Annotated in this window: 11 protein-coding genes; 6 read left to right on the top strand and 5 right to left on the bottom strand. The window is 58.7% G+C overall.

The features are described 5' to 3' along the window. Positions 1-41: 41 nt before the first annotated feature. The 4 genes from cueR to MHN28_RS14850 all read right to left on the bottom strand — a co-directional run bounded on the left by cueR (position 42) and on the right by MHN28_RS14850 (position 4,313). A complete protein-coding gene (cueR, locus tag MHN28_RS14865; protein WP_239342960.1) occupies positions 42-431 on the bottom strand; it encodes a Cu(I)-responsive transcriptional regulator in 390 nt (129 codons plus the stop codon). Continuing rightward, positions 428-2,908 (bottom strand): heavy metal translocating P-type ATPase, encoded by a 2,481-nt coding sequence (locus MHN28_RS14860; protein WP_239342926.1) that lies wholly within the window; start codon positions 2,906-2,908, stop codon positions 428-430. Before MHN28_RS14860 ends, cueR begins: the two co-directional genes overlap by 4 nt. Positions 2,909-3,216: 308 nt before the next feature. Beyond that, positions 3,217-3,837 carry a pyridoxamine 5'-phosphate oxidase family protein gene (locus tag MHN28_RS14855; RefSeq protein ID WP_239342924.1) on the bottom strand — a complete coding sequence of 207 codons (621 nt, stop codon included), beginning with the start codon at positions 3,835-3,837 and terminating at the stop codon, positions 3,217-3,219. An 11-nt stretch (positions 3,838-3,848) separates the two neighbouring features. Further along, the gene (locus MHN28_RS14850; RefSeq protein WP_239342922.1) at positions 3,849-4,313 is read right to left on the bottom strand and encodes a nuclear transport factor 2 family protein; all 465 of its coding nucleotides are present in this window, start codon (positions 4,311-4,313) and stop codon (positions 3,849-3,851) included. A 302-nt stretch (positions 4,314-4,615) separates the two neighbouring features. Between MHN28_RS14850 and MHN28_RS14845 the strand changes: the two genes are divergently transcribed. Then, positions 4,616-5,182 carry a TetR/AcrR family transcriptional regulator gene (locus MHN28_RS14845; RefSeq protein ID WP_239342920.1) on the top strand — a complete coding sequence of 189 codons (567 nt, stop codon included), beginning with the start codon at positions 4,616-4,618 and terminating at the stop codon, positions 5,180-5,182. 122 nt (positions 5,183-5,304) lie between these two features. Beyond that, positions 5,305-6,462 carry an acyl-CoA dehydrogenase family protein gene (locus MHN28_RS14840; RefSeq protein WP_239342918.1) on the top strand — a complete coding sequence of 386 codons (1,158 nt, stop codon included), beginning with the start codon at positions 5,305-5,307 and terminating at the stop codon, positions 6,460-6,462. 168 nt (positions 6,463-6,630) lie between these two features. Here MHN28_RS14840 and MHN28_RS14835 read toward each other — a convergent pair whose 3' ends face one another. Beyond that, a complete protein-coding gene (locus MHN28_RS14835) occupies positions 6,631-7,521 on the bottom strand; it encodes a LysR substrate-binding domain-containing protein (protein WP_239342916.1) in 891 nt (296 codons plus the stop codon). A 96-nt stretch (positions 7,522-7,617) separates the two neighbouring features. On the opposite strand from MHN28_RS14835, the gene MHN28_RS14830 reads away from it, so the two are divergent. The 4 genes from MHN28_RS14830 to MHN28_RS14815 are packed head-to-tail and all read left to right on the top strand — an operon-like array spanning position 7,618 to position 13,342. After that, positions 7,618-8,784: a pyridoxal phosphate-dependent aminotransferase gene (locus MHN28_RS14830; protein WP_239342898.1), complete on the top strand. Its 1,167-nt coding sequence runs from the start codon at positions 7,618-7,620 to the stop codon at positions 8,782-8,784. A gap of 23 nt (positions 8,785-8,807) precedes the next feature. Then, positions 8,808-11,000, top strand: coding sequence for a dehydrogenase E1 component subunit alpha/beta (locus tag MHN28_RS14825; RefSeq protein ID WP_239342896.1), 2,193 nt, complete (start codon positions 8,808-8,810; stop codon positions 10,998-11,000). Beyond that, positions 10,997-12,031 carry an ACP S-malonyltransferase gene (locus MHN28_RS14820; RefSeq protein WP_239342894.1) on the top strand — a complete coding sequence of 345 codons (1,035 nt, stop codon included), beginning with the start codon at positions 10,997-10,999 and terminating at the stop codon, positions 12,029-12,031. Before MHN28_RS14825 ends, MHN28_RS14820 begins: the two co-directional genes overlap by 4 nt. Positions 12,032-12,070: 39 nt before the next feature. Beyond that, positions 12,071-13,342 carry an FAD-binding oxidoreductase gene (locus MHN28_RS14815; protein ID WP_239342892.1) on the top strand — a complete coding sequence of 424 codons (1,272 nt, stop codon included), beginning with the start codon at positions 12,071-12,073 and terminating at the stop codon, positions 13,340-13,342. Positions 13,343-13,344 lie beyond the last annotated feature (2 nt).

Here is a 13,344-nt window from a genome sequence, read left to right as displayed (position 1 = left end):
GCAGAGACAAAGCAAAGCTGCGCCCAAAGGGCAACCCCGCGTCACGCCTGGCCGCCCAAATCCTGCAGGATCGGACAATCAGGCCGGTCATCCCCCGCGCAAGCGTCGATCAGATGGCCGAGCGTGTCCCGCATCGCGTTCAGATCAGCGATCTTGGCCTCGATCTGTGCCATATGGGCACGGGCGACCTTTTTGACATCGGCACTGGCGCGGGTCTCATCCTCGTAAAGCGCCATCAGGGTACGGCAATCTTCGATGGTAAATCCCAGCGCGCGTGCCCGACCCAGAAAATTCAGCTTGTGCACATCCTGACTGCGGAATCTGCGATAGCCATTGTCATCGCGCAGCGGCTTAACCAGTCCGATATCCTCATAGTAGCGGATGGTCTTGGCTGGCAGGCCGGTCTGGGTTGCCACATCTCCGATATTCATGACGTCACCGTTCGGATTGAGTGTTCTTCAGTGCTTTCAGGCAGGGTCGCACGGACACGACGCAAACGCAGTGCGTTCGAGACGACGAAGACGCTCGATAAGGCCATCGCTCCGGCGGCAAGGGCCGGAGACAGCAGGTGCCCACTAAAGGGGTACAGGACACCGGCCGCAACCGGGATCAGCAGGATATTGTAGCCAAAGGCCCAGCCGAGGTTCTGCTTGATGTTGCGCATGGTCTTGCGGCTGATTTCCACCGCGTTAGCCACGCCGCGCAAATCGCCGGACATCAGAACGACATCGGCGGTCTCAATTGCCACGTCGGTTCCGGTTCCGATTGCGACACCGATATCCGCTGCCGCCAACGCCGGGGCGTCGTTTATGCCATCCCCGACAAAGGCAAGCGTACCAAACTGTTCGCGCAAAGCGTTGATCGCGGCCAGCTTGCCATCTGGCAGTACCTCTGCCGTGACATGGTCGATGCCCAGCTTGTCGGCCAGAGCCTGCGCCGTTCGGGTATTGTCACCAGTTACCATTGCCAGCGTCAGTCCCATTGCGTGCAAGCGTTCCAGCGCCTGTTCCGTGCCGGGTTTGATTGGATCGGAGACTGCTAGCATCGCCGCGGCCTGACAATCGATCGCGACGAACAATGGGGTTGCGCCTTCGGCTGCGCGTTGGTCGGCCTCGGCAGACAGATCTATCAGGTCTACGCCGTTTTGTTCCATCAACCGGGGTGATCCGATCAGGACTTTGCGCCCCTCGACCACGGCACGAACACCCAACCCGGTTAGCGATTCAAAATTTGACAACTCGGGTAGCTCTGCCGGCCCTGCGCGAGTGATTGCCGTGGCAATCGGGTGCTCCGAGCGCGCCTCGACCGCGGCCGCCAGACGTAGAACATCATCGTGGTCAAACCCGTTTGTCGTGGTCACGTGCTCCAATTCTGGTCGTCCCAGAGTCAGCGTTCCAGTCTTGTCCAGTGCAACAACCTCGGCCTGTTGTAATTGCTGCAAGGCGTCACCTTTTCGGAATAGCACTCCCAACTCTGCCGCGCGGCCGGTTCCCACCATGATCGAAGTCGGCGTGGCCAGGCCCATGGCGCAAGGGCAGGCGATAATCAGGACCGAGACGCCAGTGACCAGCGCTAAAGGCAAGGCCGGGGCCGGGCCAAAGATCAACCATACAGCGATGGTCAGCAAGGCCACGACAATCACCGCCGGGACGAACTTTGCGGTGATCCGGTCGACCAGTCCCTGGATCGGCAGCTTGGCCCCTTGCGCCTGTTCGACCATGTGAATGACCTGCGCCAGAACAGTGTCTGCCCCAACGCGTGTCGCACGGACACGCAACGCGCCCGTGCCGTTCACGGTGCCACCAACAACCTGATCCGAGGGCGACTTGCCAACGGGTACAGGTTCCCCGGTGATCATGCTTTCATCCACATAAGATGTGCCGTCCAGCACCTCGGCATCCACTGGAACGCGCTCACCCGGGCGGATTTGCAGAACATCTCCCACGACAATGTCGGCGATCGGGCGGTCAATGAATGTGCCGTCCTGCTCGACCCACGCCGTTTTGGGCTGCAGCCCGACCAGTTTGCGGATTGCGGCCCCGGTGCGGCCTTTGGCGCGCGCCTCCATGACGCGACCCAGAAGGATGAGGACTACGATGACGGATGCAGCCTCGTAATACACATTGGCGCTTCCGTGCGGCAGAATTTGCGGCGCAAAGGTAGCGATCAGGGAAAACAGGTACGCTGCTCCGGTTCCCAGTGCGACCAGCGCATTCATGTCAGGCGATCCGCGCAACAGTGAAGGAATACCTTGGAGGTAGAACACGCGTCCCGGGCCAAACAGAATGACCGAGGTCAGCGCGAATTGGATCAGATAGCTGGTCTGGGTGCCGATCGTGGCATGAACCCAGTGGTGGAAGGCCGGGATCATATGCCCGCCCATTTCCAGAATGAACACAGGCAGGGCAAGAACCGCAGCAAAAATTGTCGCGCGGGTCAGGGCGTGCGCCTCTTCGGTTTTGGCATGATCCGCTTGATCATCGGCAGCGCCATCTGCCACCCGCGCCGGGTATCCGGCCTGATCGGACAGTTCTGCCAGTTTCAGCGGGTCAGTGGCACCGTCGATGTACGTTACAACCGCACTTTCGGTGGCAAAGTTGACCTTCGCATCGACGACAGCGGGGTCCGCGGTCAGCGCTTTTTCGATCTTTGCCACGCACGAGGCGCAGTTCATCCCGCCGATTTGCAATGTCGTCTGCGTGTTCGCCGCCGGATACCCGGCGTCTGCAAGGGCTTCGGTCAGAGCACTGACAGGCCCCGAATGCGTGACCTGCGCAGTTTCCGTCGCGAAATTGACCGATGCATCGGTCACTCCCGGGACGGAGCGCAAAGCAGTTTCCGCCCGTCCCACACAGGACGCGCAGGACATGCCTGTGATTTTCAATTGCGTAACCTGCGGTGTAGCCATTCGACTCATCCCGATGTGATTTCTGCCCCTCAAATGGGGGTTCCAGTCACGGGAAGGTCAAGAGGTTATGCAGATTTTCTTTTGGTAGCACAACGTGGCCGTCATCTGTTCGCAAGTCTCTCCAGCAAAAGTGAGTTGTACACGGCCGGCGACGTTCGCACCGCTTCGGGCGAGGCGAAAAATCCAAGGATCAAGGCTGTTGTCGCAAGCACAAACCCGACGAGAAAGAATGTGGCTACATTCAAAGTGGAACGTTTCATGGTAAAAGTCCCTTTTCACAGTAGTTCGTCCATCCCGACACGGCGGGATCAGGACAGTTTTGCCAGTTCCTGTTTTAACTTTTCGTTTTCGGCCTGAAGCTGTGCCATCTGCTGCCCCAACGTGTTGAGATGGGGGCGCAGTTCCACTTCGGTAAAACGCGGCGTGATGTGACGCGGGCAATTCCAGTCCAACCCCTCGACCCGGATGATGACGGCGCGTTCGGCTGGGGCTTCGGCATCTTCAGGGTAAAGACTGGCTGCGGCGGCCTCACCTTCTGTGAATTCGACTCTGCCTAGAATTTTCAGACGACGCTGATTGGCGTAATCCATCAGGATCATCGCAATCCGGTCATTTCCGTCCAAATTTCCGCGCGAGATATACTGTTTGTTTCCCGAAAAATCAGCGTACCCGATTGTCTGCGGCCCCAAAACTTTGAGGAACCCAATGGGGCCGCCGCGATACTGCACATACGGCCAGCCGGTTTCAGAAACGGTGGATTGGTAAAACCCGTCCCGCGCCTCGATGAACGCCTTTTCCGCCTCACCGATTTCATGACCCTGCTGCGGGCCGCCCTCAATGAATTTGGCATAGGTTTTAGCTGAACCCATCCGTTCCTGATGCGCGCGAACAGTGGCGGTAAAGGTCAGTTCGGAAAAGGCGCGGGGCATGAGATGTCCTTTCAAAGTCCAAGTTCGGACAAGCCGGGGTGGTCGTCCGGACGGGGGCCATGAGGCCAGAAAAACAAGCGTTCGTCTTCGGATATCGGCAGATCGTTCAATGACGCATGCCGTTCGGCCATTCGACCGTCTTCGGCAAACCTCCAGTTTTCGTTGCCGTAGGATCGAAACCATTGACCGCTGTCATCGTGCCATTCATAGGCGTAGCGTACCGCGATGCGGTCACTTGAATAGGCCCACAATTCCTTGATGAGCCGGTAGTCCAGCTCCTTGTGCCACTTGCGAGTCAGAAAGGCGTGGATCTCGTCGTGCCCGCTTAGAAACTCGGCTCGATTTCTCCACTGACTGTCATCGGTATAGGCCGGAGTCACGTTATCCGCGTCGCGACTGTTCCAGGCGTTTTCCGCCATGCGCACTTTCTGCGTTGCGGTTTCCAGCGTGAATGGGGGCAGAGGAGGACGGTTCATTTGCGGGTCTTTCACGTCAAAGAGGCTGCAATCAGAGCGATGGTCAAAAGCAAGGGGACGTACTGAGGTGGAAAGGGTCTGGCGCGGCGTTGCATCTTTTTGCTCCGGGGTTTACTGATCGGTACATCTTTGCATGTATGTGTACTGATCGGTAAACTTTTTCAAGTGCCAAGCTGAAGATATTTGGCCTCTCAGTCGAAGGTTGATGGGACAGTGCAACAAAAACAGAGGCTTGATCCGACATTGTTGCAGCCATCGCGAATGCACATTATGTACCGATCAGTACGCATAGGAGCCAAAAAATGCGCCCGAACAAACGTGATGAACTGGTTCGAAAGGCTTTGCAGGTCTTTTATCGTGATGGGTTTCACGCCACCGGCATGGACAAGCTGGTGGCTGAGACGGGCGTGTCCAAAACGTCGATGTATAAGCACTTCCGTACCAAGGAAGAGCTAATCTTGGCGGCCTTGCGGCTGCGGGATGAGAATTTCCGCAATTGGTTTATGCGTCGGGTCGAAGAGCTTGCGGACTCCCCGGCTGAGCAGCTGATCGCCAGTTTTGATGCGTTGGGGGAATGGTTCCAGGAGGATGGCTTTCGCGGTTGCATGTTCATAAAGGCCGGAGCCGAATACCAGGACAAGGATCACCCGATCCATGTGCAGGCGGCTGAACACAAGCGCGTGCTGCTGGAGTTTTTCACCGATTTGGCCCGAAAGGCGGGCGCGCGTGACCCCAAGACACTGGGGTGCCAGTTGCTATTGTTGCAAGAAGGCGCGATCGTCACCGCGGTTCTGGTCAAAAGTTGCGATCCGGCGCAAGACGCCAAGGCAGCGGCGCGAATTTTGCTGGGAAACGCCATGGCTCAATAGGATTGCAGCCTGCAAAATCGGAATTTGGGTGAAAAAGACGTTGCGTTGCAATCCGTTGGATGGGTTGGTTTGCAAGGTGTCCAAAGTTACCCTGACCGAAATTTGAGTCGGGAGAAACCTACATGTCGCTATTCACCCCCACAGCCAATTGGGTCACCGAGGAACACCAGATGTTCGCCGAGATGGCGAGCCGGTTCATGGACGACGAACTTGTGCCCAATATCGAGCGCTGGAACGAGAATGGCGTGGTCGACCGAGATTTCTGGAATAAAGCCGGGGAAATGGGGCTCATGGCCGGCGCGATCGCCGAGGAACATGGCGGAGTAGGCGGTGGGGTCGGTTTCGACGCGGTCACTATGTATGAGCAATCCGCGCGTGGGGACTCGGGCTGGGGTTTTGGAATTCAGTCGATCGTTGTCCATTATCTGACCGCTTATGGCAGCGAGGACCAGAAGCAGAAGTGGTTGCCCCGTTTGGCTTCAGGTGAGCTGGTCGGCGCGTTGGCAATGACCGAACCGGGGACTGGCTCTGACGTGCAATCCATCCGCACGACTGCAGACAAGGATGGGAACTCCTATCGTCTGAACGGGTCCAAGATCTTTATCACCAACGGGCAGTCTGCGGACCTAATTCTGGTGGCGGCCAAGACGGATAAATCGATGGGGTCCAAGGGCGTGTCTTTGATCGCCGTCGAGACCGAGGACGCGGAAGGATTCCGCCGGGGGCGCAACCTTAAGAAACTGGGCATGAAGGCCAATGACACGGCTGAGCTGTTCTTTGAAGACGTCAAAGTCCCCATGACCAATCTGATCGGCCCGGAAGAAGGTCAGGGCTTCTATCAGATGATGAGGCAGTTGCCATGGGAACGTCTGACCATCGGTATCATGGCGCTGGGGGCGATAGATTTCGCGATATCCGAGACCGTGCGCTACACGCAGGAACGCAAGGCCTTTGGTCAGCGCGTGATGGACTTCCAGAATACGCGTTTCAAACTGGCGGAGTGCAAGACCAAGGCCGAAGTTCTGCGCAGCTTTGTCAACGACTGCATTGCCCAACTTCAGGCTGGTACTTTGGATGCGGCGAAGGCCTCGATGGTGAAGTATTGGGGATCCGAAGTGCAGAACGAGATTATGCATGAGTGTCTGCAGTTGTTCGGTGGATACGGGTTCATGATGGAATACCCTATCGCCCGCCTCTATGCGGATGCGCGCGTTCAGATGATTTACGGCGGGACCAACGAGATCATGAAAGAACTGATTGCCCGGTCTCTGGACAAATAAGCCACACGCGGGGCTCCCGCCCGTCGTCAACGTTTTTTGGCAAAAACGTTTCCTTCCGTTGGGCCAGGCAAGCGCGGGCGAAGCCCGCGCTTGCCTGGCCCTCCCCGCCGTCCGCAGGACGCAAGGCCGGAGGCCGCGCAGGTTGAGCGGCGGTTATAGAGATTGCGGTCAGATTTGACCGACCTGCTCTTGCAGCCATAGTCGAAACGATTTTAGCGGCTCGGATTCCGGTCGCGTGTTTGGCCAGACCAAAAAGAACTCTCCAAGGCTTACGCTTGGCCCGTCCCAGGCCAGAACCAGCCTTCCGTTCTTTAGGTCTTCTTCGATGAGATAGCTGGGCAGGAGCGCCGCGCCCAATCCGTGGATTGTAGCCTGTACCATGGTCGAGAATTGGTCAAAGAGCATTCCACGCATACCGGATGCCTCGCGCCCCTGAGCGGCAAACCATCGTTCCCACGCATCGGGTCTGGTTTCCAGATGTAGCAGAGGCGCTTTCATCAGCCAGCTCAAATCCTGCCGCTCAGCAGCCAGAAGATTCGGAGCGCATACCGGCAGCACGTCTTCGCGCATGATCGAAAGGTAGTTCACCCCTGGCCAATCCTTCTGGCCAAAGTGAATGGCGGCGTCAAAGTGCTCGGTCTCGAAATCGAATGGTTTGAGGCATGTGCTCAGGTTCACGGTCACTTCCGGGTGGCGGCGCGCAAAGTCCTGCAGGCGCGGGGCCAGCCAGTGCATTCCAAAGGCGGGCAGGATCGACAGGTTCAGCGATCCGCCGGTTGGGTTGGCCTTGAGCTTTAGGGATGCCTGCGCCAGCTGGTTCAGCGCCGTTCGGGCAACCTGCACATAATCTTTTGCGGCCGGCGTCAGGTGCAATCGCATCTGGTTACGCTGAATGAGTGCGACACCCAGCTGTTCCTCCATAGACTTGAGTTGCCGACTGATCGCACTTTGCGTCAGCGACAGTTCTTCGGCTGCCGCAGAGGCGCTGCCGAGGCGATCAACTGCTTCAAGGGCCAGCAGAGAGGGGATCGAGGGCAGGAACCGACGTGGTGCTATCATATGACTAATCCTCATACCTTTCATACGGAATATCACTGGCATTTGCCGACGGCTAGCGCGATACAGACATAAACCTATTCAGTTCGGATTTGGCCAATGACACTCGTGAGCAGCATTGAAGAGTTTCAGCCTGCGGAAAGGCTGAAAGGAATCGAGCTATCGGAAATCGTCAGAATCTCGGAACACGCAGCTCGTCTTCGGGCGCAAGGTGTGGATGTGATTGCACTCAGCACGGGTGAGCCCGATTTTCCGACCCCACCGCATGTGGTTGAGGCTGCAAATCGGGCGGCGCTTGAAGGTCAGACACGGTACCCTGCAACGGCCGGAACGCCGACACTCCGTGCGGCTATTGCCACCCAGGCTCACGTGCGGACAGAGAACGTGATCGTGTCAACTGGCGCCAAACAGGTTCTTTCCGGCGCGATGGTGGCGACCCTGAACGCCGGCGACGAGGTGATTACAGCTGCGCCGTTCTGGACAAGCTATGCGGATATGGTCAGGCTGGCAGGCGGGGTTCCTGTCGTACTGAGCTGCCCGGCCTCGCAGGAGTTCAAGTTGACACCGGAACAACTGGAGGCCGCGATCACGCCGCGAACGAGATGGCTGCTGCTTAACACGCCGTCGAATCCCACCGGCGCGGTTTACACTCAGGCGGAATTGCGGGCGCTGGGCGCGGTCTTGCAAAACAACCCGCAGGTCTGGGTGATTTCAGACGAGATTTATCGCCACCTTTCCTATGTTCCTTTTGCCCCGTTCGTGGAGGCTGTACCTGAGTTGGCAGACCGAACCCTGATCGTGAACGGCGTATCCAAGGCCTATTCCATGACTGGCTGGCGTATCGGGTGGGGCGTCGGGCCTGCCGCATTAATCAAGGCGATGATCGCGGTGCAGGGGCAGATCACCTCGGGTGCGTGTTCAATCGCGCAAGCGGCTGCTTTGGAGGCTGTTACTGGCCCGCAGGATGTGTTGGAGGAGCGCCGCCATGCGATGCAGGCGCGTCGAGATCTTGTCGTTGAGGGGCTGAATGCCGCCGGACTGGAATGTGCTGTTCCGGATGGAGCGTTCTACGTCTTTCCCAAAACGCCTGAGAAAATGCCCGTAGATCACGAATTCTGCCGCTATCTGCTGGATGAGGCGGGCGTGGCGCTTGTACCCGGACGCGCGTTCGGGATGCCAGGGCATCTGCGGCTTTCTTTTGCCTATGCCGCCGAAAGCCTGCAAGAAGGGGTGCGCCGTATCGCGGACGCCACCGCCAAACTGTAATCAACGAAGACCGGGATTATCCAATGGACCGCGCCCAGATCGTTCACGAGAATTTCCTGACCCGTGTTGCCAAGCGCGACTTTCCCGAAGGAGCTGACCCTCAACCGGGACTAAGCAATGCGGACGCCGTGTCGTTGTTCCGGTCGCAGGTCTTAAGCCGAGCGTTAGACCGGACCAGCCGCGCAATGCAGAAGGCCGGGCAGGGGTTCTATACCATCGGCTCCTCGGGCCACGAAGGGATGGCTGCCGTGGCACATGCCCTACGCCCGACCGATATCGCCTTTCTTCACTACCGGGACGCGGCATTCCAGATTGCACGGGCCGAGCAGGTTCCGGGTCAGCAGATCGCATGGGATATGTTGCTCAGCTTTGCCTGCTCGAAAGAGGATCCAACCTCGGGTGGCCGGCACAAGGTGCTGGGTTCCAAGGCGCTGACGATTCCACCCCAGACCTCGACCATTGCCAGTCACTTGCCCAAGGCGGTAGGTGCGGCCTATTCACTGGGTGCGGCGCGACGGCACGATCCTGAACACAGGGAGTTGCCTTTGGATGGCATCGCGATGTGCTCGTTTGGCGATGCCTCAGCCAACCATTCTACCGCTCAAGGCGCGATCAACACAGCGGGCTGGACCAGTGTTCAGTCGACGCCCTTGCCGCTGTTGTTCGTGTGTGAGGACAACGGGATCGGAATTTCGGTCAAAACGCCCAAAGGCTGGATTCAGGCCTCGATGGAGCATCGTCCGGGGATCAAGTACTTTCAGGCAAACGGTCTGGATATCTATGAAACCTTTGCGGTGGCCAAAGAGGCCGCGGAATACGTCCGCACCCGCCGCAAACCGGCGTTCCTGCATCTCAAAACCGTTCGCCTTTACGGCCATGCCGGGGCGGACGTGCCCACCACCTACCTTCCCAAGTCCGAGGTTGAGGCGGATGAGGCCAATGATCCGTTGCTGCATACTGTGCGCCTGTTGGATCAGGCAGGGGCGTTGACCCCGGATAAAGCGCTGAAAATCTATCAGGACACGTGTGATCGGACCGACCGGATCGCTGCCGAGGCCGCGACCCGGCCGCATCTGGCCAACGCGTCTGAAGTCATGGCCAGCCTGATCCCGCCGAAACGTACCTGCAAATCCACCAACGGCCCCAGTATCGAGACGCGCGCCAAGGCCTTCGGCGGAGACATGCGCGCTATGGACGACCCGCAGCCCATGAGCCGTCTGATCAATTGGGCGCTGACCGATCTTATGCTGGAACATAGTGAGATCGTGTGTATGGGCGAAGATGTTGGTCGCAAAGGTGGCGTTTACGGCGTGACCCAGAAACTGCAGCAGCGCTTTGGACCGGATCGGGTAATCGATACCCTGCTGGACGAGCAGTCCATTCTGGGGCTCGCCATCGGTATGGGGCACAACGGGTTTATTCCGATCCCCGAAATCCAATTTCTTGCCTATCTGCACAATGCCGAGGACCAGATCAGGGGCGAAGCTGCGACCCTGCCGTTTTTCTCGAATGGGCAGTTCACCAACCCGATGGTTCTGCGGATCGCCGGTCTTGGGTATCAGAAGGGCTTTGGCGGTCATTTCCACAACGACAATTCACTGGCCGTTCTGCGGGATATTCCCGGCGTGATCATAGCCTGCCCGTCCACGGGTGCAGACGCGGCGCAAATGTTGCGCGAATGCGTGCGGCTGGCCCGCGAAGAGCAGCGTGTAGTTGTCTTTCTGGAACCCATTGCGCTCTACCCGATGCGCGATCTGCATGAGGCGCAGGATGCCGGGTGGATGACCACCTATCCTTCGCCAGATCAACGTATCGCTCTGGGCGAAGTCGGCGTGCACGGCAAGGGCACAGATCTGGCCATCGTCACCTACGGCAACGGCCATTTTCTGTCGAAACAGGCGCTGCCCGAGCTGGAAGCCGCAGGTTTGAATCCCCGGATCATCGATATGCGCTGGCTTGCCCCACTGCCGGTCGACGCATTGCGCGAGGCCACCAAGGGTTGCGATCATATCCTGATCGTCGACGAATGCCGCCGCACAGGTAGCCAGTCCGAGGCGTTGATGACCTTTTTCAACGAAGACAATAGGGACGTCCCGACGGCGCGCGTTGTGGCCGAAGACTGTTTTATCGCAACTGGCCCTGCCTATGCCGCACCGTTGCCGTCAAAGGACGGAATTGTCTCAGCCGCACTCAAACTGACCGGAGGCCGCGCATGACTCGCACCGCAGTCGTCATATGCCCTGGTCGCGGCACTTACAACAAACCAGAACTGGGATATCTGCACCGCCACCACGCAGATCGGATGGAGATGCTCCAAGGTTTTGACGCCATCCGCGCCGAGGCCGGACAGGATGCAGTGACCGCGCTGGACGGCGCAGCGCGTTACACGGTGTCCAGGTATTCCCGCGGAGATGTCGCCTCCCCATTGATCTACGCTGCCTCGCTGGCGGACGCGCAGGTGCTGGCAGACGATATCGAGGTGGTCGCAGTCACTGGCAACTCGATGGGTTGGTATATTGCACTGGCCGCCGCCGGAGCGTTGTCCCCTGAAAATGGATTCCGTGTCGTAAACACGATGGGCACGCTGATGCAGGAACACTTGATCGGTGGTCAGTTGGTTTACCCCTTTGTTGGTGACGATTGGGCTGATGACGTTACCCGCAAAGCTGACCTGCTGGCGGATGTGCGGGGTATCAATGCGATGGATGGTCATGATCTCGCGCTGTCCATTGATCTGGGTGGAATGCTGGTCCTTGCGGGTAACGAAAAGGGGCTAAAGGCGTTCGAAGCTTCGCAACCCACAGTGCAGGATCGTTTTCCGATGCGTTTGGCGAACCATGCCGCGTTTCACACGTCCTTGCAGGCTCCGGTCGCGGCTGAGGGGCGGGCGAGACTGGGCGCTGATCTGTTTGGTCAGCCCAAGCAACCCTTGATTGATGGGCGCGGGAAGATCTGGTGGCCCGGTGCTACGGATACCGAAGCGTTGTGGGATTACACATTGGGGAATCAGGTGACCGAGGCCTACGACTTTACCCGTGCAATTCAGACAGCGGCGCATGAGTTCGCGCCTGATTTGTTCATTGTCACCGGTCCCGGCGCGACGTTGGGTGGTGCGGTGGCGCAGTCCCTTGTTCTGGCGGATTGGGGTGGTATGGGCGACAAGGCGGCGTTCCAGGCAAAACAGGATGCACAACCTTTCCTGATCGCCATGGGACGCGACGATCAACGGGTGCTTGCAACTGGCTGAGACTGCCTCGATGATCCGCGCAAATTCAAGGAGCGTGAAGTGAGCGACCACGACCAGTCCCTCTGGCTGAAAACCTGCCGCGAGCATGTCGAACCCAGCGTTTCGGCCGGTGACGTATCGGTCGATCTGGCGGTGATCGGTGGCGGCTATACCGGTTGCTCTGCGGCCCTGACGGCCGCGAAATCCGGGGCGTCGGTCTGCTTGCTTGAGGCGCAGGAAATCGGGCACGGCGGGTCCGGGCGCAATGTCGGGTTGGTAAACGCAGGGCTGTGGTTGCCACCCGCTGAGATCCGCGCGCATTTGGGAGATGAAGCAGGGGATCACCTGATTGACTTGTTGGCAGCAGCGCCGTCAGAGGTGTTCGACCTGATCGACCAGCATGGGATAGATTGCGAACCAGTGCGCAACGGCACTCTGCACTGCGCGCATTCTGCGGCGGGCTTTCGTGATCTGCAGGCACGCCAAGCGCAGTTGAGCGCCGCCGGCGCGCCGGTTGAACTGCTGTCTGCAGAGCAGGCGGGTCAGCGCACAGGCAGTGCGGCTTTCCACGGAGCTCTGTTCGACCCGCGCGCAGGGACGATACAGCCCTTGGCATACGTCCGTGGCTTGGCGCGCGCAGCTGTCGAAGCGGGTGCACTTACCCTTACGCAAAACCCGGTTCAGTCGATGCAACATGTGGAAGGCGTTTGGGTGCTGAACACGGCAAAGGGAACGGTGCGCGCCAAATCGGTAGTGCAAGCGACCAATGCGTATCATCGCGACCTGACCGACACTGCCCCTGCTTATGTGCCGGTTTATTACTTTCAGTACGCAACGGCTCCTCTTCCAGACAACCTGCGGGCCAGTGTCCTGCCGGGGGGCGAAGGTTGTTGGGATACCGGCCTGATCATGACCTCGTTCAGGATGGATCAAGAAGGGCGGTTTATCATCGGGGCTATGGGCGACCTGGACCAAGTAGGCGGCACGATTCATAAAAGCTGGATCAAGCGCAAACTGGCGCAGCTCTACCCGCAATTGGCGGATCAGCCACTGGTCGAAGGATGGCACGGGCGCATCGCAATGACCTCGGATCATATTCCGAAGATCACACGGATCGGCCCCAATGCCTTGTCAATTCACGGCTATTCGGGCCGTGGGATCGGACCGGGCACCGTCTTCGGTCGCCTCGCTGCAGAAAGTCTGCTGAAAGAGGACCAGAGTATGTTGCCCGTGCCCGCAGTGATGGACCATCGCGAAAACTGGACCGGCCTGCGCCGCGCGTATTTCGAAACCGGCGCGGCGCTGACTCATTTTATCAAAGCGCGGTTCTAACC

Source organism: Ruegeria sp. Ofav3-42, from assembly GCF_022347725.1.
In the GTDB taxonomy this organism is placed as follows: Bacteria; Pseudomonadota; Alphaproteobacteria; order Rhodobacterales; family Rhodobacteraceae; genus Ruegeria.
Note: the sequence above shows the minus strand (reverse complement) of the source record. Positions and strands in the feature narration are given on the sequence as shown.